Annotated in this window: 17 protein-coding genes; 1 reads left to right on the top strand and 16 read right to left on the bottom strand. The window is 70.1% G+C overall.

All coding sequences use genetic code 11. From position 1 onward, the window contains the following. Positions 1 to 90: 90 nt before the first annotated feature. The 3 genes from ON26_RS08290 to ON26_RS08280 form a co-directional block, all read right to left on the bottom strand. Complete coding sequence (locus ON26_RS08290; RefSeq protein ID WP_040795422.1) at positions 91 to 3,351, bottom strand: arabinosyltransferase domain-containing protein; 3,261 nt, start codon at positions 3,349 to 3,351, stop codon at positions 91 to 93. Between the two features lie 134 nt (positions 3,352 to 3,485). Further along, positions 3,486 to 3,986 (bottom strand): WKL family lipoprotein, encoded by a 501-nt coding sequence (locus ON26_RS08285; RefSeq protein WP_040795421.1) that lies wholly within the window; start codon positions 3,984 to 3,986, stop codon positions 3,486 to 3,488. Between the two features lie 95 nt (positions 3,987 to 4,081). Next, on the bottom strand, positions 4,082 to 5,524 hold the full coding sequence (locus tag ON26_RS08280; RefSeq protein WP_040795440.1) for a DNA polymerase IV: 1,443 nt from the start codon (positions 5,522 to 5,524) through the stop codon (positions 4,082 to 4,084). Between the two features lie 279 nt (positions 5,525 to 5,803). Between ON26_RS08280 and ON26_RS08275 the strand changes: the two genes are divergently transcribed. Next, complete coding sequence (locus ON26_RS08275) at positions 5,804 to 6,688, top strand: UTP--glucose-1-phosphate uridylyltransferase (protein WP_083883924.1); 885 nt, start codon at positions 5,804 to 5,806, stop codon at positions 6,686 to 6,688. Positions 6,689 to 6,736: 48 nt separating this feature from the next. On the opposite strand, the gene ON26_RS08270 is transcribed toward ON26_RS08275, so the two are convergent. The 13 genes from ON26_RS08270 to ftsW form a co-directional block, all read right to left on the bottom strand. Continuing rightward, entirely contained in the window at positions 6,737 to 7,231 is a 495-nt protein-coding gene (locus tag ON26_RS08270; RefSeq protein WP_085998972.1) for an NlpC/P60 family protein, read from the bottom strand. A 503-nt stretch (positions 7,232 to 7,734) separates the two neighbouring features. Then, positions 7,735 to 10,860: an isoleucine--tRNA ligase gene (gene ileS, locus ON26_RS08265; RefSeq protein ID WP_040795439.1), complete on the bottom strand. Its 3,126-nt coding sequence runs from the start codon at positions 10,858 to 10,860 to the stop codon at positions 7,735 to 7,737. Between the two features lie 328 nt (positions 10,861 to 11,188). Then, a complete protein-coding gene (locus ON26_RS08260) occupies positions 11,189 to 11,386 on the bottom strand; it encodes a hypothetical protein (RefSeq protein ID WP_040795418.1) in 198 nt (65 codons plus the stop codon). Between the two features lie 68 nt (positions 11,387 to 11,454). Then, the gene (gene wag31, locus ON26_RS08255; protein WP_040795417.1) at positions 11,455 to 12,297 is read right to left on the bottom strand and encodes a DivIVA-like cell division protein Wag31; all 843 of its coding nucleotides are present in this window, start codon (positions 12,295 to 12,297) and stop codon (positions 11,455 to 11,457) included. A gap of 66 nt (positions 12,298 to 12,363) precedes the next feature. Then, positions 12,364 to 12,666 carry a YggT family protein gene (locus ON26_RS08250; RefSeq protein WP_040795438.1) on the bottom strand — a complete coding sequence of 101 codons (303 nt, stop codon included), beginning with the start codon at positions 12,664 to 12,666 and terminating at the stop codon, positions 12,364 to 12,366. Positions 12,667 to 12,801: 135 nt separating this feature from the next. Then, entirely contained in the window at positions 12,802 to 13,626 is an 825-nt protein-coding gene (locus ON26_RS08245) for a cell division protein SepF (RefSeq protein ID WP_040795416.1), read from the bottom strand. A gap of 107 nt (positions 13,627 to 13,733) precedes the next feature. Further along, positions 13,734 to 14,495: a YggS family pyridoxal phosphate-dependent enzyme gene (locus tag ON26_RS08240; RefSeq protein ID WP_040795437.1), complete on the bottom strand. Its 762-nt coding sequence runs from the start codon at positions 14,493 to 14,495 to the stop codon at positions 13,734 to 13,736. A 155-nt stretch (positions 14,496 to 14,650) separates the two neighbouring features. After that, entirely contained in the window at positions 14,651 to 15,382 is a 732-nt protein-coding gene (gene pgeF, locus ON26_RS08235) for a peptidoglycan editing factor PgeF (protein WP_040795415.1), read from the bottom strand. A 73-nt stretch (positions 15,383 to 15,455) separates the two neighbouring features. Then, the gene (ftsZ, locus tag ON26_RS08230) at positions 15,456 to 16,709 is read right to left on the bottom strand and encodes a cell division protein FtsZ (protein WP_040795414.1); all 1,254 of its coding nucleotides are present in this window, start codon (positions 16,707 to 16,709) and stop codon (positions 15,456 to 15,458) included. A gap of 178 nt (positions 16,710 to 16,887) precedes the next feature. Further along, positions 16,888 to 17,589 carry a cell division protein FtsQ/DivIB gene (locus tag ON26_RS08225; protein WP_306307243.1) on the bottom strand — a complete coding sequence of 234 codons (702 nt, stop codon included), beginning with the start codon at positions 17,587 to 17,589 and terminating at the stop codon, positions 16,888 to 16,890. Beyond that, positions 17,586 to 19,025 (bottom strand): UDP-N-acetylmuramate--L-alanine ligase, encoded by a 1,440-nt coding sequence (murC, locus tag ON26_RS08220; protein WP_051026827.1) that lies wholly within the window; start codon positions 19,023 to 19,025, stop codon positions 17,586 to 17,588. Before murC ends, ON26_RS08225 begins: the two co-directional genes overlap by 4 nt. Before the next feature lie 89 nt (positions 19,026 to 19,114). Beyond that, a complete protein-coding gene (gene murG, locus ON26_RS08215) occupies positions 19,115 to 20,266 on the bottom strand; it encodes an undecaprenyldiphospho-muramoylpentapeptide beta-N-acetylglucosaminyltransferase (RefSeq protein ID WP_174375384.1) in 1,152 nt (383 codons plus the stop codon). Positions 20,267 to 20,294: 28 nt separating this feature from the next. Then, on the bottom strand, positions 20,295 to 21,725 hold the full coding sequence (ftsW, locus tag ON26_RS08210; RefSeq protein WP_085998971.1) for a putative lipid II flippase FtsW: 1,431 nt from the start codon (positions 21,723 to 21,725) through the stop codon (positions 20,295 to 20,297). Positions 21,726 to 21,814: the final 89 nt, after the last annotated feature.

Here is a 21,814-nt window from a genome sequence, read left to right as displayed (position 1 = left end):
ACCCGGCGACGCCGGGTGGCGGGGTTGCCGGGACCGCCGGTCGGACAAGCGGGTCGGGACACCCGGGCCGGCCGCTGCTGGCTGCTCCCGTCAGTACGCGCTGTTGATCGGCCCGGGCGACCACAGACCGCTGTGGTCGCGCCGGGTGATCTCCGGTTCGGCGGGGACGGCGGAGTCGTCGATGCGGGTGAGCTGTTGCAGCTCACCCCAGTCGCGATCCCAGTCGCCGTCGAGATAGGTGGCCAGGGCGCGGGTGGAGAGCAGTTTGCCGGTCCAGCCGAGCGGGCCGCCGCTGTCGTGGGATTGCCACAGGTTGGTGACCGCCGCGCCGCCGCGGTCGGGCAGGATGCGGTAGGCGGGGATCTCGGCGATGCCGTGCCGGTGGTCGAACGGGCGCTGGTTCGGGAACTGCAGGCCGACCATCCAGTCGATCAGCACGGGCTGGTCGCTGCCCACGAACGCGTCGAGGGTGACGGTCTCCGGCATCCGGGGCGGGGTGAGCGCGAGCCATTGGGCGGGGTTGCGGTCGCGGTCGACGGCGACGATCCGGATGACATCGGCCTCGGCCGGGATGGCGGTGAAGGGCACCCGCAGGTTGCGCCACGAGGGCGCCGGGCCGATATCGATCGGGGCGACCCGGCCCAACGGCCGGGCGTCACCCGCGGAATCGGCGGCACCGTACTCGATTTCGACCTGCTGGCCGTAGGTCACCACGCCGTCGGCGTCGACCGACCTGATCCGGCCCGCCGCGCTCAGCGCGATGATGTCGCGGCGATCGGCCGCAGCCGGCAGCCGGTACCAGCCGGTGGTGAGTTCGGCCGGGCCCGCGTCACCGGAGCGGTAACTACCCATGACCGGCACCCGCGCCGGGTCGAGGCCGAACGGCAGTGCGGCGGTGGACCTTCCGGCCTCCTCGTTGTCGGAGGAGTCCGCGCCGAGGGCGTCGGCGATACTGCCGGAAGAATTGTCCTCGGCGTCGGGACGCAGATCCTCGGCCACACCGGCCGGGGTGAAACCCTCGCCCACGCCGGTGAACGTCGACAGCGCATCGCCGGAAAGCGGTTCGAGCATGCCTTCGTTCGGGTCCTGCTCCACCAGCACGTAACCCGCCAGCGCGTGCGGATTGCCGGTCACGGCCTCGATATTGGACCGGGCGAGCGAGAACGATTCACCTTGGGCGACCGCGGCTTTGGCGAAGGAACCGAGATCCCACAGCACCAGCGCCGCCAAGGCGATGGTCAGCGGCGGAAGCGCCGAAACCCGCCACATGCCGCGCGAGACCCGATGCGGCACACCGTTGTCGGGGGTGCGCACATGCCACCACGCGGTCACCAGCAGCAGCGCCAGCGCCAGCGCGAGGAACACCTTGTTCAGGCCGATCCCGGCGATCGAGGGCGACTTGTCCCACCACGGCATGCCGTAGGAGGAGACGTACCACCAGCCGTTGGTGCCGGAGAACACCAGCGCGAGCAGGAAGGCGACGGCGGCGGCGAACAGCGCGCGGTTGCGCGGCGCGCGCAGCACCCGGGGGCTGACCGCCATCGCGGCCAGCACCGCCACGCCACCGGCCACACCCGCGTACACGCCGAAGTGATGGGTCCACTTGGTCGGCGTGATCATGATCAGCAGCAGCGCGGCCGCGGTGGTGCCGAGCAGGCGGCGCGCGGGGCCGGTAGCGGTGAGCGGGATCCGGCCACCCCGGCGCAGCAGCACCGCGACGCTGATCACCAGCCCGGCCAGCATCATGAAGATGCCGATCCGGCGGCCGATCGAGCCATCGATCTCCGGCTGGAACAGGTACTGATAGCGCAGATACTCCTGGAACCAGGGCACGTCGGGACCGATCGCGTGGTGCACCCGCTGCATCTCCACGGCCGCGCTCAACGGCTGGTCGGCGAAGGAGATCGCGAGCACGAGCAAACCGGCGGCGCCCAGCGGGGCCAGCAGGGTCGCATAGCCGAGCATCCGCCGCCACCGCGAGCCCGCGTCGCCGACCCGGCGCATCATCGTCCGCGCCACCGGGCGGATGCCCGCGACCAGTGCCGCGATGCAGATGACGCCGGAGGGCCCGGCCGTGATGGTGAACGCGGCGATCAGGATCGCCACCGCCGCGGGCAGCAGCCTGCGGGTGGCGATCGCGCGCTCCACCGAGACCCAGGTGAGCAGCAGGCCGAGCGCGACCGGCGGTTCCGGGCGCAGGCCGTTGTTGTAGGGCAGCCACACCGCGAGGAAGCCGAGCGCGCCGGTCCACAGCGCGAGCCGGTTGTTGCGCACGGCGACGCCCAGTCGCGGCACCACTTCCCGGCTCAGCAACAGCCAGACCAGGATGCCCGCGAGCAGGGCGGGCAGCCGGACCCACGGACTGGCCGTGGTCACCTCGGACATCAGTCGGATCAGGTCGTAGTAGGGGGTGCCGATCGGGTTCTCCGGCACACCGAAATACGCGAAGTAGTTGGCCATGTAGCCGGAGACGCCGGAGGCGCGGGCCATACCGAACTGGTAGCCGTCGTCGGAGGTGGTCGCGCCGATGAAATGCCAGAGCACCAGCACACCGATCACGACGCCGTCGAGTACGGTCACGCTGCGCAGACGGGGGGTGATGCGGCGATTGCGCCTGCCGTCCTCGCGGTCGATGAAGTGCAGGGCGACCAGTGCCACAGCGGTGGCGATGAGCGCCAGCCAGATGGCCGCGCGCTTGACCGGGGTCGGGGTGGAGGAGAAGCGGCTGTCGATCTCGGCGGTGACCACGGTGCCGTCGGCGGCGGCCAGATCGCTGTAGATGCCGACCAGCTGCGGGCGGTAGTCGCCGTCGAGCCGGACGGTCGACTCCCCGTCGAAGCCGGTGAGCTCGGCCGTGGCGGCGGTGACGTCGGCGCGCACCGACAATGCGCAGCCCGGCGCGAGCTCGGTGACCGGGACGCTGAAGAGAGCCTGATTGCGCAGCACCACATCCAAACGGGACGGATCCTCGTCGGTGGCCGCGGTCACCCGGGCGAGGAAGCCGTGGCGTTCCAGATCGGGCGAGCCGGTGGGCCCGCTGGCGACGAGCACGCCGCCGCCGGGGCCGAGCTGGGCGATGGCCGCGCACGGCACGCTCGCCTCGAAGGTCAGCGGCGCGTAGCCGACCAGCGGCGCTTCGATGCTCTCGGCCGAACCGTTCTGCGGCCAGTTCAGGGTGGCGGCGTCGACCCGGACGGGCAACAACGGCACCGCGATCGCGCACACGACACCGATCAGCGCGGCGAGCAGAGCGACCGGACGCGCCCACGCGGACCGGGAATCTCGGTGCGGCGGTGGGGTTTCCGAATCGTCCGCGGAAGCCGTCCGCGGGCGGACCAAAGTGTCAGCCACGGCGACCGATAGTAACGGGCGCTGCTCGGACCGGTGACGGCCGATGCGCGCGGCGGCGAAGGGCTGCCGTGGACGGACGCCAAGAGGTGCGCGACCCGGTCCGGGCCGGGCCGCGCACGCTCAGCACGCGGTGATCAGACGCAGGCGGGCGACTGCTGGCCCAGGTTGGTCAGCATGAGGCAGGCCCATTCCTTCTGGACCTTCCACTTGCCGTCCTCGCTGACGAACGGCACGTCGGCGATGTTCTCCTGGCCGTTGAGCACGATCGTCGCCTTGGCGTTGACGGTGTCGCCGAACGCGGTCACATCGTTGACGGTGACGGTCGCGCCGGTCTGCTGGTAGGCCTGGGCCAGACGCCCGGGCAGCTCGGGATCGGCCTCGATGCCCTGGACCATCTCCAGTTTCTCGGAGTTGGGCACCGCGGGGTCGAGCGCCCGCTGCAGCTGGGCGTTCAGCTCCGCGGCCGTCGGCACCGCGGGCGTGTCCGCCGCGGTGGTGGCCGCCGCCGCGCTGGTCGTCGTGCTGGTCGACTTGGCCTCGTTCCCGCTGTCGTCACCGCCGCACGCGGTGAGGGTGAGGGCTGCGATGGCGGCGAAGCCGGCGATCGCGATGCGTCCAGTCGTACGAAGCTTCAACTGCTCGTCCTTTGCGTTCGAGTGAGGGGTCGGTGTCGGTACCGGGACAGCACGCGCTCGAACCGGCAGCGCTGCCCGGTCACCCAGGCTACCGGTCAGCCGAGACTGCCGAGCGGATCCGCCCGGGACAGACTGATGTCGTCGGCGCTGAAAGTACGCGCCGGGCCGGGTCCTGTCGAACTCGTCTCGAACCGCACGGTCACCACGCCGTGACCGGCCCCCTGCACCCAGCCGTGCCCGTAATCCGGATGCGCCACATCCATTCCCGCGACCCACGTTCGCACCGTCGGCGATGCGGGCGCACCGACCGGCGCGCCCGCACGCCCATCCGCGCCGCCGGTGCCCGCTTCCCCGATATCCGCTCCGCTCCCGGCGCGAATCGGGTCGGCGGCGGCGACTGCGCCGCCCGGCCCGACAGAGCCCCCGCCCGCGACCATCACCGCCTGCCCCGCCGCGATCGGGTCGGCGACGGGATCCGGTTCGTCAGCGAACTGTCCGCGATCGAGTTCCGGGAACAGTGACTCCTGTTGCACGGTGGACAGCCCGGCGTAGCCCACGCCGACCAGCCGGATGGGTCCGAGCTCGACCGGATCGATGGCCGAGCGCTGGGCCGCGGCGGCGAGCACGGCGGGGTCGACGGTCGCATACGGCAGGGTGGAGGAGCGGGTGACGATGCTCATGTCCGCGCGTTTGAGCTTGAGCACCACCGTGCGGGCCGCGCGGCCGTCCCTGCGCAGCCGCGCGTGCGCGGACTCCGCCATGGCGGCGATGGCTCTGCGCAGGTCGGAAAGGGTGACGATATCGGTCTCGTAGGTGTTCTCCGCGCTGATCTGCTTGGCCTCGGCGCGTTCGGCGACCGGCCGGTCGTCGATGCCGCGGGCGAGCCGGTGCAGCGCCGCACCGACGCTGCCGCCGAGCAGCGAGACCGCCTCCGATTCCGGCAGCGCCGCGAAGGCGCCGACCGTCTCGATCCCCAGCGACCGCAGCCGGCTTTCGGCGACCGGGCCGATCCCCCAGAGCTTGCGCACGGGCAGCCCGGCCAGCAGGGCCTGCTGCTCGCCCGGCGCGATCACCCGGATGCCGTCGGGTTTGGCCAGACCGGAGGCGATCTTGGCGAGTTGCTTGCCGGTCCCCGCGCCGACCGAAGCGACCAGTCCGGTGCGTTCGCGCACCACCGCCCGCAACCGGGCGCAGAACTCGTGGACCTGCGCCACGCTCGCTCCGGCCAGCTCGGCCGGTTCGCCGAACGCCTCGTCGAACGACAGCGTCTCCAGTACCGGGACGATCTCGCGCAGCGCCTCGAAGACCCGCCCGCTGAGATGCGCGTAGACCGCCCCGCGCGGCGGAACCACCACCGCGCCCGCCCCGACGAGCCGCCTGGCCTGATGCATCGGCATGGCCGAACGCGCGCCGAACGCCCGCGCCTCGTAGCTGGCGCCCGCGACCACGCCGCGACCGCCGGTTCCACCGACCAGCACCGGCCTGCCGCGCAGGGTGGGCCGGGTGAGCTGCTCCGCCGAGGCGAAGAAGGCATCCATGTCGATGTGCAGCACCCACCGGCGCGCGGTGCGCCCGGCCTCGGGCAATCCCCGCACGGTACTCACGTAACGGAATCTACGCCCGCGCACCGACGACCGAGCGCACCCTGGGCGATGGCTGTGGACTTGCTGTCCGGCAGCTGTGGATGAACGGGCCCTCTCGCGCCATCGAACGCCACGTATACCGGCATTCACCAGCCGTGATAGCCGGAAGGACTGACACGGATCGCGGGTCCGGTTGGCCCGTTTCCCCGGCCGCGATGTGTGATGATCGAAGGCATGAAGATCCGCAAGGCCGTCATTCCGGCCGCAGGTATCGGCTCCCGGTTGCTTCCGCTGACCAAGGCGATCCCCAAGGAGATGCTTCCGGTCGGCGACAAACCGGTCATCGAGCACACCGTCCGCGAGCTGGTCGCCTCCGGCATCACCGACATCACCATCGTGGTCAGCGGCGGCAAGCACGTCATCCAGGACCATTTCCGCCCCAACCCGGCCCTCGTCGAGCAGCTGCGCGCCGACGGCAAGACCGCCTACGCCGACGCGGTGGCCGAGGTCGGCGAGCTGTCCAGGCTCGGCCACATCACCTACCTCGACCAGCACGGCCCCTACGGCAACGGCACCCCGGTGCTCAACGCCGCGCGCAGCATGGGCGACGAGCCGATGCTGGTGCTGTGGCCCGACGACGTGTTCGTCGCCGAGATCCCGCGCGCCCAGCAGCTCATCGACGCCTACGAGCGCACCGGCGCACCGGTGCTGGCGCTCATGCCGATGGATCCGGCCGATTCACAGCGCTACGGCGTCCCGGTGGTCACCGACGATCAGGGCGACGGACTGCTGCGCATCACCGGCCTGCGGGAGAAGCCCAAGCCCGAGGACGCGCCGTCGAACTACGCGGCCATCGGCGGCTACGTGGTCACTCCCGGCATCATCGCCGAGCTACGCCGCCAGACCGACGAGTGGTACGAGCACCGCACCGGCGAGGTCTACCTCACCGACGCGATCAACGTCCACGCCGCCGAGAACCCGGTCTTCGGCCAGGTCATCCGCGGCCGCTGGTACGACACCGGCAATCCGGCGGACTACCTGGTGGCGCAGTTCGCGACCGCGCTGGCCCATCCGCAGTACGGCCCGCTGCTGCGCTCGATGGCCGGCGAACTGGGCTGAGCGGTCGACTGGGGCGGTAGCCGACTCGGGTCCGGTGGGCCGGCTCGGCTAGAAGCGGCGGATGGTGTAGATCGCGAACTGGTCCAGCGGGGTCAGTCCGACGGGGACACCGCGGCCGTAGGCATTGAGCACCTGCCCGAATCCGGCGTAGATGCCCACGTGCGAGCCGTCGGCGTTGAGGACGACCACATCGCCGGGCGAGAGCGCCCACATCGGCACCGCGGCGCCCACCTCGGCCTGTTCCCAGGTCGTGCGCGGCAACATGACGCCCACCTGCCGGAACGCCCACTGCACCAGGGCCGAACAGTCCCACGAGTACGGTCCCGTCGCGCCCCATTCGTAGGGCTTGCCGACCTGGGTGGTGGCCGCCGCCAGTGCGCCGAGCCCGGCGAGGCTGGGCACCGGGATCGCGGCGGAGCCGCTGGCACTGCCGGAGCCGAGGCCTGATCCCGACCCGGAGCCCGTGCCCGAACCGGAGCCGCTGCCCGAGCCGGAGCCACTGCTCAGCCCGCCGAACACAGGGCCCGGATCGGCCCAGGCCATGCCGCCGAGGACGACCGTGGTGACCGTGGTAGCCAGGAAGCCCGCGGCGATCCGCCGCAGCGGCCGCCGCACCCGCGTCCGGGGATCCGCCGGACGTGCCCGCCGACGCTGTCGTGCGGCGCCGTGTCGTGCGATGTCGTGTCGTGCCGAGCGATGTCGAACGCGAGAACGTCTGATCATGCGAACGCGGCCTCCCTGTCGGCCAGGCGGTCCGCGACGTCGGCACGTCGGTGGGGCGGCGTAGCGGACCCTCAGCTCACTCCCGCCGCCGTCGCTCTCGGACGGCTCGGGGAACGTCAGGTGGAACTCGTCGACGAATCACACCGGCACCAGCGGTTAGCATGTGCCCCAACTACAACATCGGCGATTCTGCCGTTCCGCCCGGCCCCACAACCAGGGTTCAGCAAATATTCAGCATGTGATTTGGATCACACACGATCAGGAATGGACCGTGCGCGGCCGTGGCGGAAGGGGGCATGCCCCGGTCCGCCACGGCCGGGCCGTCACTGCTTGGCGACGGCGGCGCGCACACCACCCGCCAACTCGGCGGCGCCCGCCCCCGCCGCACCGAACTCCAGCGAGGTCGCCAGGATCTCCCCGGCGATCAGGTCGCGATGCGCACGCGCCCAGCCCTGCTGCTGCTCGGGCACCTCGAGCACCACCGAGATCCGGTCGGACACCTCGAGGCCGATCGACTTGCGGGTCTCCTGCAGTTCCCGGATCAGGTCGCGGGCCCAGCCCTCGGCCTCCAGTTCCTCGGTGACCACCGAATCGAGCACCACCAGGCCGGCGTTGCCGGGCAGCGCGGCGGTCGACTCGGGCTCGGCGGCAACCAGACGCTGGGTGTACTCCTCCGGCAGCAGCGTGATGCCCGCGGCGCTGACCACACCCTCGGCGTCCTCGCTCCACTGCCCGGCCTTGACCGCCTTGATCACCGTCTGCACGTCCTTGCCCAGCCGGGGGCCGGCCGCGCGGGCGTTGACGACGAGCTCGAAACGGCCGTGCACATCGACATCGGAGGTCAGATCGACCTTCTTGACGTTGACCTCGTCGGCGATGATGTCGGCGTAGGGCGCCAGCCGATCCGCGTCCGCCGCGGCGATGGTGACCTCGGCCAGCGGCAGCCGCACGCGCAGGTTCTTCGCCTTGCGCAGGCTCAGCACCGTGGAGCAGACCACCCGCGCCTCGTCCATCGCGGCCACCAGCTCCGGATCGGCGGGCAGCTCACCCTCGGCGGGCCAGTCGGTCAGGTGCACCGAACGGCCACCGGTGAGCCCGCGCCAGATCACCTCGCTGATCAGCGGCAGCAGCGGCGCCGCCAGCCGGGTGACCACCTCGAGCACGGTGTGCAGGGTGTCGACGGCATCGCGCTCCTCCGACCAGAACCGCGAACGCGACCGGCGCACATACCAATTGGTGAGCGCGTCGGCGAAGGACCGCAGTTCCTCGCAGGCGGCCGCGATGTCGTAGACCTCGAGCGCCTCGGTCATCACGTCGCGGGTTTGCGCCAGCTTCGCCAGGACGTAGCGGTCGAGCACGTTCTGCGAGTCGGTGCGCCACTGACCGGGAGTCGAGGCGTACAGCTGCAGGAACGTCCACGCGTTCCACAGCGGGCGCAGCGCGTGGCTGACGCCCTCGCGGATACCGCGCTCGGTGACGATGAGATTGCCGCCGCGCAGGATCGGCGAGCTCATCAGGAACCAGCGCATCGCGTCGGAGCCGTCGCGGTCGAAGACCTCGTTGACGTCGGGGTAGTTGCCCTTCGACTTGCTCATCTTCAGCCCGTCGTCGCCGAGCACGATGCCGTGCGCGGCAACGGTTTTGAAGGCGGGGCTGTCGAAGAGCGCGGTGGCGAGCACGTGCAGGGTGTAGAACCAGCCGCGGGTCTGCCCGTTGTACTCGACGATGAAATCGCCGGGGAAGTGGGAGTCGAACCACTCCTTGTTCTCGAACGGGTAGTGCACCTGCGCGTAGGGCATCGAACCCGACTCGAACCAGCAGTCCAGCACCTCCGGCACCCGGCGCATCGTCGACTTGCCGGTCGGATCGTCAGGATTCGGCCGGGTCAGCTCATCGATGGCGGGCCGGTGCAGATCGGCCGGACGCACGCCGAAGTCGCGCTCGAGCTCGTCGAGCGAACCGTAGACGTCCACGCGCGGATAGGCCGGATCATCGGACACCCAGACCGGGATCGGGCTGCCCCAGTACCGGTTACGGCTGATGTTCCAGTCGCGCGCGCCCTCCAGCCACTTGCCGAACTGGCCGTCGCGGATGTGCTCGGGCACCCAGGTGATCTGCTTGTTCAGATCCACCATCCGGTCGCGGAAGGAGGTGACCGCGACGAACCAGGACGGCACCGCCATGTAGATCAGCGGCTGGCCGGAACGCCAGCTGTGCGGGTAGGAGTGCTCGATGGTCTCGTGGCGCAGCAGCAGGCCCGCCGCCTTGAGATCCTTGATGATGACCGGGTTCGCGTCGAAGACCATCAGGCCCTCGTACGGCGGCACCATCGAGGTGAACTTGCCGCCCGGATCCAGCGGCTGCACCAGTTCGATGCCGTTGGCCGCGCAGACGTCCATGTCCTCTTCACCGAAGGCGGGCGCCAGGTGCACGACGCCGGTGCCCGAGTCGGTGGTGACGTAGTCGGCGTTCAGCACGCGGTGCGCGTTCGGGTGGCCGACGAAGAAGTCGAACGGCGGGGCGTAGGACAGCCCGGCCAGTGCCGCGCCGTCGAACTCCCCGAGCACCTCGACGTCCTCGCCGAACTCACGGGCATAGTGCGAAACCCGTTCGGCGGCGAGCACGTAGCGCTTGCCGTCGGCGGCCTTCAGGTGGACGTAGCGCACATCCGGGTGCACCGCGATCGCCAGGTTCGACGGCAGCGTCCACGGCGTGGTGGTCCAGATCAGGGCGTTGGCGCCGTCGAGTTCGCGCAGCGGATGGTCCTCGGATACCCGCAGCCGCATGTCGACGGTGACCGCCGGGTCCTGGCGCATCTTGTAGGCGTCGTCCAGGCGCGTCTCCTGGTTGGACAGCGGCGTCTGCTCGTACCAGCTGTAGGGCAGCACCCGGAAGCCCTGATAGATCAGACCCTTGTCGTACAACGACTTGAATGCCCACATCACCGACTCCATGAAGTCGACATCGAGGGTCTTGTAATCGTTGTCGAAATCCACCCAGCGCGCCTGGCGGGTCACATAGTCGCGCCATTCCCCGGTGTATCGCAGTACCGAGGACTTACAAGCGGCGTTGAATTCCGCCAGCCCCATCGCGTCGATCTGTGATTTGTCCGTGATACCGAGTTGTTTCTCGGCCTCGATTTCCGCGGGCAGGCCGTGACAGTCCCAGCCGAATCGCCGATCGACGCGTTTGCCGCGCATCGTCTGGAAACGGGGGATCAGGTCTTTGACATAGCCGGTGAGCAGATGGCCGTAGTGCGGCAGGCCGTTGGCGAAGGGCGGACCGTCGTAGAAGACGAACTCCGCTGCGCCGGAACGGTTCTCGATGCTCGCGCGGAAGGTGTCGTCGGCCTCCCAGGCGTCGAGCACGCGCCGTTCCAGATCGGGGAACGACGCCCCGGAACCCGCGCCGTAGTCGACGCGGGGATATGCGCTGTTGTTGTCCGCCATCGCGGATCCGTCTCCTCGTGCCACCGCGCCGCAAAGCGCGTTTCGATGTGGGCACGGGGACGACATCGGCGCCAGGTGCGCCGAAACCGCGGTACCACCCCGTTTGTCCGGCGTCGGACGCACCGGACCTCTCGTTGCGAGCTGTGACGGGCTCACCCGTTCGGTTCTACTGAGCCTCCCCGCCTCGCTGCGCGGATGGGCCGTTCTTCCGAAGGCTCCCCGGTGATGGCCGGATCGTCGCCGCTTGTTGTGTGTCCATTCTAACGGGCGCTGTCGAGCGGTTATTTCCACATCCCGCTCGGCCACGTCTCGTTCGGGCAGGCCCCGCTCAGCGCCGGATGTGCCGGCCCGGCGGCGGAGTCCCGCCGTCGGGTCTTCGGGTGGACAGTGCGCTCACCAGCAACAGCACCGCGCCGACGACACAGACCACGATGCACCCCCAGGCCCACAGCACCGACCCGGTGGTCAACGCGGTCACCAGCAGCGCGAAGCCGACCGCGGCGAGAACGAGCGTCAGGACGAGCATGCCGACCCCTCAGGTATCCCAAGGCCAGATGTGCGTGCGCGACCGTTGCCCTGCTGCCCGCGGGGGGCCTACTTGCCGCCCTTGGCGAACGACGCTGCGGGCAGGCTGCCGGTGGAACCGCTGTCGGCGAAGGGCTCGCCGCCGTCCACCGGAACCGCCGAACCACGGTTCTCCAGTTCCTCGAGCTGCGACTCCAGGTAGGACTTCAACCGCACCCGGTACTCACGCTCGAAGGTCTTGAGCTGCTCGATACGGCTTTCCAGCACGCTGCGCTGCTGGGTGATGGTGGCCATGATCTCGGTGTGCTTGCGCTCGGCGTCGGCCTGCAGGGCGTCGGCCTTCTCCTTGGCCTGCCGCAGCTGGCTGTCGGACCGGGATTGTGCGTCGGACAGCAGGGCGTCGGCCTTCTGGCGCGCCTCGGCGACCATCGATTCCGACCTGGTGCGCGCATCGGTGACCAGACGCTCGGAGTTCGCCCGCGCGTTGGACAGCAGGTTCTCCGACTCGGTCTTGGCGTCGCTGGTGAGACGATCGGCCATCTCCTGGGCCAGGCTCAGGACCTTGGCAGCCTGCAGGTTCGCGTCCGCGGAGTTGTCCTTGGCCGGCGGCGCGGCCGCGATAGGCGCGGGTGGTGTGACCGGCACCGGCGGTTTGATCGGATCCGGCTGCGGCTGCGGCACCGGGGGCTTGACCGCCGCGGGCCCGCTACCGCGGTTCTTCTTGGCGTCGGCCAGCTCGGCGTCCAGCTCCGCGACCCGCTGACGCAGATCCGCGTTCTCCTCGATCAGCCGCGACAGTTCCTGCTCGACCAGATCGAGGAAGGCGTCGACCTCGTCCTCGTTGTAGCCGCGCTTCCCGATCGGCGGTTTGCTGAACGCGACGTTGTGCACATCGGCTGGAGTCAGCGGCATGGAAGGATCCCTTCACGCGTCTTTTGGAGATCGAGCAGATCTTGCAAGGTATCGCGACCCATTCTGTCACACCGGCCCGACCGGCTGGCCGAGCCTGCTGACGATGGACATCAGGATGAACACGATGAAGAGCAGGACCATTATCGACAGATCCAGGCGGATTCCCCCCAATGACACCGGCGGAATCAAGCGCCTCAACAGTTTCACCGGCGGATCGGTGATCGTGAAGATCACTTCGAGGATCACGACCACGACTCCGGTCGGGCGCCAGTCCCGGGCGAAGCTACGGATGAACTCGACGATCACCCGGCTGATGAGCAACAGCCAGAAGATGAACAGCACGAAGTACAACACCGCGAACAAGGCCACCATGTCACTCTGCCCGAAAAACGGCGGTGTGCAAAATGGCCACACCGCCGCGAACCGGACATCATGTCCGCAAGACTTGCCCGCCGACCTGCCCGTTCGGCGCCGCCCCCGTCGAGGCGCCCCGGAAGCAGGTCGCTATTTCTGGTTGTAGAAGCCCGTTTCCGCGATCCGGCGGCGTTCCTCGGCGGAGACGTCCACATCGGCGGGCGAGAGCAGGAACACCTTGCTGGCCACTTTGTCGAACGAGCCACGCAGCGCGAAGGCCAGCCCGGCGGCGAAGTCCACCAAGCGCTTGGCGTCGGCGTTGCTCAGCTCGACCAGGTCCATGATCACCGGGTTGCCCTCACGGAAGCGCTCGCCGATGATCCTGGCCTCGCTGTAATCGCGCGGGCGCAGGGTGGTGATCTTGGACAAGGGACCTCCGTCCTCGAAGATCCCGGGCCGGCGAGCGGGCGCGGGCTCGGGACGCAGCCGCTCCTCGAGGCGGCGCTCCTCGGCCGCGGGATCCACGGCGAGCGCACCCCGGGTGGCTCCGCGCAGGGACGACGCGCCACCGCCCGCGCGAAACCGGCCCGAGGAGGGCGCGGCGTCGATCCGGGTGGGCCGACGCGGCGGCTCGTAGGGATCCTCGCCGTAGTTGTCCTCCGGGTACTCCTCGCGGCGCGGGGGGTAGGCCGGCTTGTAGGACTTGTAGGCGGGCTCCGGGTAGTCGGCCTCGTCGTCGAAGCGATCGGCACCGAAACGCTCAGCACCGAAACGCTCCGCGCCGAAACGGTCGGCACCGTAACGATCTTCGCCGTAGCGGTCGGCGCCGTAGCCCGGCCGCTCCGAGTACGGACGGGGTCCGCGCGCGCCACCGCGCTCGCTCGCGCGCGAGGCGCGATCGTCGACGTAGTCGTCTTCGTAATCCTCGAGCGGAACCATGCCGAAGTACGCCTTGAACTTGTGCAGCGTGCTCATCTGGTCGACCTTCCTTCGGCCCCGGTGGCGGCCGGGTGTTGAAGACTTGCTCAGCTCCTCGTCCGTCCCAATCTTATGTGTCATATGTGACTGATGAGGTTTCTTTGCTAGCCAGAGGTTATCGGTCGAGCGCCCATCAGAGCGGTACCGACACGCACACACGTCGAACCGTGTGCGATGGCCGACTCCAGATCGCCCGACATTCCTGCGGAAAGTTCGCTCGCGCCGGGGTGGCGCTCGCGTACACGCGTGTGCAAGCTCGCAAGTCGCTCGAACGCGCTATCGGCCTCGACACCCAGCGGAGGGATGGCCATCAGCCCTGCGAGCCGCAGGTTCGAGGCGCGGGCGACCGTGTCGGCCAGCGCCTCCAGGCTCGCCGCGGGCACCCCGCCGCGAGCCGGATCGTCGTCCAGGCTGACCTGGATCAGCACATTCAGCGGCGCGACACGCTCGCCCGCGTCGAGTGCGGCGCGCACACCGCGGTCAAGGGCCGTTGCCAACCGTTCGCTGTCCACCGAGTGCACCGTGTGCGCCCAGCGAGCCACCGCATTGGCTTTGTTGCGCTGCAAGCGGCCGATCATGTGCCAGCGGATGCCCTCGAATCCGAGCTCGCGCACGGCGGCCACTTTGGCCGCGGCCTCCTGCTCTCTCGACTCGCCGAACTCACTCGACCCGAGGCCCGCCAGCAGGGCCACATCGGAGGCCGGGAAGAACTTCGTCACCGGCAGCAGCCGCACCGAATCGCGGTCGCGACCGCTCGCGCGGCAGGCCTCGTCGATCCGCTTGTTCAGCGACGCCAGATTCGCGGCCAGTTCCGCGATGCGGGCCTGCTCCGCCGCGGCGGCCTGCGACTGCGCCGCTCCCGTCACGCTGTTCACTTCGTCCTCCGTGTCCTGTCCCCGGCGAGCGCGGGATACCCGCGGTTCTCGCGTCGTCCCCCGCGACGCCCTGTCGCTCTGATCACATCCGGCCGCTGCGGGCCTCACTTCCGGCCCGGCGGACCCCGCCCGACTGCGCGGCCCGGTCAGGCCCTGTCGCGGGTGTCGATCCAGATCACGCCGGCGATGCGACCGGTCGGCGCGCCGCGGCGGTGGCTGAAGAGGGTCGTGTCCTCGATGGTGCAGCGCGGGTCCTCGGCGATACCGCCCACGCCCGCCTCGGTCAGCTGCCTGCGGATGCCCGCACGCAGATCCAGGCCCGGAGTGCCGCGCACCGTCGTGGTGGCGCTGCCGGGCAGGTGGGCCTCGACATCGGCGCGCATGGCGGCGGGCACCTCGTATCGACGTCCCGAGGCCGCCGGGCCGAGGAAAGCGCCGATACGCTCGGGGCGCGCGCCCTGGGCGATCATCGCCTCGAGCACCCGCGGCACGATGCCGATGCGGGCGCCGATGCGTCCGGCGTGCACGGCGGCGATCACCCCGGCCTCGTCGTCGGAGAGCAGAACGGGGACGCAGTCGGCGGTCAGCACGACCAGCGCCAAACCGGGTTCGGTGGTCACCAGCGCGTCGGTGGCCGGCACCGGCTCCGCGCGCGGCCCGTCGACCACCTCGACATTGCGGCCGTGGATCTGCTCCATCCACACCAGCCGGTCCGGGGACAGGCCGATCCCCTCGGCCAGCCGGAGCCGGTTGCGCCGCACGGCTTCCGGATCGTCGCCCACGTGGTCGCCGAGATTGAACGAGTCGTACGGCGGCGCGGAGAAGCCACCGGTGCGCGTGGTGGTGACCCGGCGGACGGTGAGCGTGGGAGCAGTCATACGTCCGAGCGTAGTAGGCGCGCGAGCGTGCCCGCACCATCGTTTACGAGCACGCCCGGGTGTCCGGCTCGGATCAGCGACGCATGAAGTCCGGCACGTCGACGTCGTCGTCGTCCGGGTCGGCGTCCTGGATGTGCGAACGGCTGTTGTGTGCGACCGTCGGTTCGGTCGGCCGCGGGCGCTCGGTGTCGCGGTAGTTCGGCACCGCGCCCCGGCCGGAACCCAGCGAGCCCGACGAGGACGAGGCCGTCGCACCGCTCATCGGCTCGGGACTCCTCGACGAGGAGGACAGCTCCCCTGCCCGGCTGCTGATCTCGCCCGCGCGGCCGGAGCCGATGGAGCCCCTGGTGTGCGGTGCGTCGAAGGTGCGCCTGGCCGGGCCGCCGCCGTCGAAGCCCGCGGCGATGACGGTGACCCGTACCTCGTCGCCGAGCGAATCGTCGATGACCGTACCGAAGATGATGTTGGCCTCGATGTGCGCGGCCTCCTGCACCAGCGAAGCGGCCTCGTTGATCTCGAACAGGCCCAGGTCGGATCCGCCCGCGATCGACAGCAGCACGCCGTGCGCGCCGTCCATCGAGGCTTCGAGCAGCGGCGAATTGATCGCCGCCTCGGCCGCTTTCACCGAACGCCCTTCGCCGCGCGAGGAACCGATGCCCATGAGCGCGCTACCCGCGCCGGACATGACGCTCTTGACGTCGGCGAAGTCGACGTTGATCAGGCCCGGGGTGGTGATCAGGTCGGTGATGCCCTGGACACCGTTGAGCAGCACCTCGTCGGCGGAGCGGAAGGCGTCCATCAGGCTGACCGCCGCGTCGCCCAGCTGTAGGAGCCGGTCGTTCGGGATGACGATGAGAGTGTCGCAGGACTCGCGCAACTGGTTGATGCCGACTTCGGCCTGGTTGCCGCGGCGCTTGCCCTCGAAGGAGAACGGCCGGGTGACCACACCGATGGTCAGGGCGCCGAGCTTGCGCGCGATGCTGGCGACGACGGGCGCGCCGCCGGTGCCGGTGCCGCCGCCCTCACCCGCGGTGACGAAGACCATGTCGGCGCCCTTGAGCACCTCTTCGATCTCGTCCTTGTGGTCCTCGGCGGCTTTGCGGCCGACCTCGGGGTCGGCGCCAGCGCCGAGGCCCCGGGTCAGTTCACGGCCGACGTCGAGCTTGACGTCGGCATCGCTCATCAGCAGCGCCTGCGCGTCGGTATTGACCGCGATGAACTCGACTCCCTTGAGTCCCTGTTCGATCATCCGGTTGACGGCATTCACGCCGCCGCCGCCGATACCGACGACCTTGATCACCGCAAGGTAGTTGTGCGGGGGCGTCATGGGCTCTCGCCTTCCTTCGATCCAAGCCTGTCATTTCGGAAAACCCTGAACCTCAACCATAGGGTTAGTGTTATGTCAAGTATCCGACTGCTGCGGAACGCTATTCGCCGCTGCCGCGATACGGGCGCAGGCGCGCCGAAACGGAGAACAGAATCTCCCTGGACACAGATGGAATCGATCACTTCACCGTGACCAGATTCGGACTCGAAACGTCGAACACCGTGCCCTCTCGCGTCAACAGCGGCAACACCACCGCCGCCTTGCGTTCGGCGTCGTCCGCTCCGCCCCACACTACCGTGCGACCGTCGGCCAGCTTCAACGAGATGTCCGAAATCGACCGCGCCAGAACCTCGTCCACCTGGATGTTCAGGGCGGGCGGCATGGCGTCGACCACCGCCACCGCGGCGCGGGTGACCTGGTCGCTTCCGCTCGGACGGTCGGTGACCAGCCGCGGCAATCCGATCGGCGGTGCCTCGATGGCGAATTCGACGGCGTCGCGGTCGAGCAGGTGCGCGCCTTCGGGCGCGTCGAACCAGAGCACCGCGCGGCGCTCGTCCACGGTGACGCGGACCGTCGAGGGGTACACCCGTTCCACCCGCGCGGAGCGCACCTTGGCGATCGAGGCCACCCGCTCGGCCATCGCGACGGTGTCGATCCGCATCAACGACAACCCGTCCGGGATGTCGAGCTGCTCGTGGACCTGTTCCTCGGAAATGGCGGAGATACCGTTGATCTCGATGGTGCGCACCGACAGGGCGGGCGTGAACCATGCGACCGACAGCAGGGCGGTGAGCACGATCACCGCGACCAGCGCCCACCACCGCACCCGCCGCAGACCACCGGGCCCGAGCAACTCCCCCGCGGCGCGCACGCGGCTCACCGCCCGTACTGGGGCCGTGCCCGTAGGCCGTCGAGGATCTGGCTGCCGAGCATGGTGACATCGCCTGCGCCCATGGTGATCACCACGTCACCGGCCTGCGCCAACCCGGCCACCTGACGACCAACCCGGGACATGTCCGGCTGGTAGTGCACCGGCACGGTGACGGCCTGGGCGACCAGCGCGCCGTTGACCCCCGGCAGCGGTTCCTCCCGCGCGCCGTAGACATCCAGCACGACGACCTCGTCGGCCAGGCTCAGCGCCGCGCCGAACTCGGCGGCGAACGTGGCGGTGCGGCTGTAGAGATGCGGCTGGAACACCACGATCACCCGGCCCTGCCGCGAGCGGGCGCCGTCGCGCGCCTCCTGCTCGACCAGTGCGGCCGCGGCACCGAGCACCGCACGCACCTCGGTGGGGTGGTGGGCGTAGTCGTCGAAGACCCGCACGCCGTTCTCCCTGCCGACGAACTGGAAACGCCGGTGCACGCCGCCGAAACCCTCCAGCCCCTGGATGATCTCGTCGATGTCGGCCCCCGCGGCCCGCGCGGCCAGCAGTGCGCCGAGGGCGTTGAGCGCCATGTGCCTGCCCGGCACCGACAGCCGCAGCGAGCGCGGGGTGCTCTCCTCGCCGAGTTGGAACTGCGCCACTCCCCCGACATCGCGGGGTTCCCAGCTGTGCAGCCGGACCCCGACCGGGACCGGTGCGTCGTCGAGTTCCCCGGAGCCGTAGCCGAGTACGCGCACGCCCCGCTGCGCCAGCCGCGGGCCCACCCGCTCGGCCAGGGCCAGCGAGCCGGGATCGTCGAGGCAGACCACCAGCAGGCCGCCTTCGGTCAGCCGGTCGGCGAAATCGTCGAAGACCTGGGTGTAGGCGGCGTCGGTGCCGAAGAAGTCCAGGTGATCGGACTCGATGTTGGTGACGACCGCGACATCCGGGTCGTACTGCAGCAGCGAGCCGTCGCTCTCGTCGGCCTCGGCGACGAACGTCTCGCCGGTGCCGTGATGGGCGTTGGTGCCCGCCTCGTTGAGTTCACCGCCGACCGCGAAGGAGGGATCGAGCCCACAGTGCTGCAGCGCCACGATGAGCATCGACGTCGTCGAGGTCTTGCCGTGTGTGCCCGACACCAGCAGGGTGCGGTGCCCGCGCATCAGCGAGGCCAGCACCGTGGGACGCAGCAGCACCGGGATCGCGCGGCGATCGGCCTCGACCAGTTCGGGATTGCTCTTGGGGATGGCCGCGTAGGTGGTCACCACCGCGGTCGGGCCGCCCGGCAGCAGATCGAGCGCGGTCGCATCGTGGCCGATGCGGACCTGCGCGCCGCGGGCCCGCAACGCGAGCACGCCGCGGCTCTCCTTGGCGTCCGAACCCGACACCTCGCCGCCGCGCGAGAGCAGGATGCGCGCGATGCCGGACATGCCGGCGCCGCCGATCCCGACCATGTGCACCCGTTGCAGCTCCGGGGGCAGTGCGGAGCGCGGGTCGCTCGCGCCGCCCGCGGCGTTCGTGCCGTTCACACCGTTCACGGCGCTCACAGCGCGGCCCGCACGGCGATGCGTGCCACCTCGTCGGCGGCGTCGCGATGTCCGGCGCCTGCGGCGGCGCGGCCCATCTCGGTCAACCGGGTTCGGTCGAGCAGCAGCGGAATCACCTCGTCGATCACATACTTCGGCGTCAGTTCCTGGTCGGGAACGATTCTGCCACCGCCCTTGGTGACGATCGGGCGGGCGTTGAATTCCTGCTCGCCGTTGCCGTGTGGCAGCGGCACGTAGAACGCGGGCAACCCGACCGCCGAGACTTCCGCCACCGTCATGGCACCCGAGCGGCACACCACCGCGTCGGCGGCCGCGTAGGCCAGGTCCATCCGGGACAGGTACGGCACCGCGACATAACGCGCGGGCCCGGCCGAGGGCGCCACCTCCAGAGTGTTCTTCGGCCCGTGCGCATGCAGTACCGAGATGCCCGCCGCGGCCAGTTGCGGGGCGGCCGCGGAGATCGCCTCGTTCAAGCTGCGCGCGCCCTGCGAACCGCCGAACACGAGCAGCACCGGCCCCTCACCGGGCAGCCCGAAGTGCGCGCGCGCCTCGCCGCGCAGTCCGGCCCGGTCCAGCGCGGTGATCGATTCGCGCACCGGAATGCCCACCACCTCCGCGCCGGGCAGTCCCGAATCCGGCACGGCGGCCAGCACCTTCGCCGCCACTCTGGCGCCGATCTTGTTGGCGATACCCGCCTTCGCGTTCGCCTCGTGCACGATCACCGGCACCGCGCGCCTGCGCCGCAGCAGACCCGGCCCGGCCGCGAGATAGGCGGGCAGGGCGACATAGCCGCCGAAGCCGATGATCACGTCCGCCTCGACCGCGTCGATCACCGCGCGGGTGCGCCGCACCGAGGCCCGCACCCGGGCGGGCAGCTTCAGCAGGTCCGGAGTCGGCTTGCGCGGCAACGGAACCGGCGGGATCAGCTCGAGCGGGTAGCCGCGCTCGGGCACCAGCCGGGTCTCCAGCCCGCGTTCCGTGCCGAGCGCCGTCACCCGGATCGAGGGATCGAGCCTGCGCAGCGCGTCGGCGACCGCCAGAGCCGGTTCGATATGTCCTGCCGTGCCACCGCCTGCGACGATCACCGAGATCCTCGCGGACGAGGGCAGCGAACCGGAATCCTTCGTGGTCACCTGATACTCCTCCACCGGGCCCGTCGAGCACGTCGCCCGTCACTCACCTGTATCTTCCCCGTTCCTTCGCGTGCGGCATCGGATAGGTCGGCTCCCAGGCCCTGGTCGCCCTGGCCGAACTGGTGCCGCGGCTCTCCCCCGACCGACGGCGCGGGGCGGGCTTGCCCTGCACACCGCTCCTGCCCTGGCCGCCGCCCCTGGCCTGTCTGGCACCCGCGCGCTGCGGCGAGCGCGAACCGCCGCCGCGCCCGCGGTCACCGGCTCGTCCCGATCTGGCGCGGGCCGCCTCGGCTCGGGCGGGCGAATACGGCTCGGGCTTGGGTAGTCGCAGCAGCCGGCTGAACCTGCCGTTCTGCCCGGCCTGCAGCGCGGCCACCGCCTCGGGTTCGTGTCGGGCCGCGTTGGCGATGATGCCGAACATGAACAGCGTGATGGCCAGCGAGGAACCGCCCGCGGAGACCAGCGGCAACTGCAGACCGGTCACCGGCAGCAGGCCGACGACATAGCCGACATTGATCAGCGCCTGGGCGGTGATCCAGGACGTGGCGGTCGCCGTCAGCAAGCGCAGGAACGGATCGACCGAACGTGTGGCGATGCGCAGGCCGGTGTAGACGAACAGGGCGAACAGGCCGAGCACCAGCGCACAGCCGAGGAAGCCGAGTTCCTCGCCGATGATGGCGAAGATGAAGTCGTTGTGCGAGTTGGGCAGGTAGCTCCACTTGGCGCGGCTCTGGCCGAGGCCGCGGCCCCAGATCCCGCCGTCGGCCAGCGAGTACATCGCCTGCCTGGCCTGATAGCCGATACCCTGCGGGTCCTCGCCGGGATTGAAGAAGGCGCGCATGCGGTCGGAGCGGTAGCCCGCGGTCAGCGCGAGCACCGCCGCGGCGACGATGCCCGAGATCGCGATGGTCACGAACAACCGCACCGGCAGGCCGCCGAACCACAGCAGGGCGGCGAGCACGATGCCCAGCGCGATGGTGGTCGACAGGTTCGGCTCGAGCACCACGAGCAGACAGACCAGCATGCCCGCGGGCACCAGCGGCACCAGCACGTCCTTGAGCGGCGCCTGCTCGCTGCGCCGGGAGGCCAGCAGGTGCGCGCCCCAGACCACCAGGGTCACCTTGACGATCTCCGAGGGCTGCACCGAGACGACGCCCAGGTCGATCCAGCGCCGCGAACCCTGCACCTCGGTGCCGATACCCGGGATCAGTACCAGGAACAGGGCCACCACCGACAGCCCGAACACCGGGAAGGACCACTGCCGCAATCGGCGGATCGGGATGCGCAACGCCAGGTAGAACAGCACGCAGCCGATCAGGGCGAACAGGATCTGCTGGCGGAACAGCGAATACGCCGAGCCGCCCGCGGTGTAGGCCTCGACGCTGGAGGCCGAGAGCACCATCACCAGGCCGAGCAGCGTGAGCAGGGTGGCGATGGTGACGATCAGGTGGAACGACGCGAGCGGGCGCGCCATCCAGGTCAGGAACTTGGTGACCGCCGGTGCCCGCGCACCGGCCGGTCGGGCGGCGCGCCCGGCCTTACCGGGACCGGACTTGGCGCGCC

It is taken from the genome of Nocardia higoensis NBRC 100133, assembly GCF_000308595.1.
In the GTDB taxonomy this organism is placed as follows: Bacteria; Actinomycetota; Actinomycetes; order Mycobacteriales; family Mycobacteriaceae; genus Nocardia; species Nocardia higoensis.
This window is presented reverse-complemented; position numbering and strand designations above follow the sequence as displayed.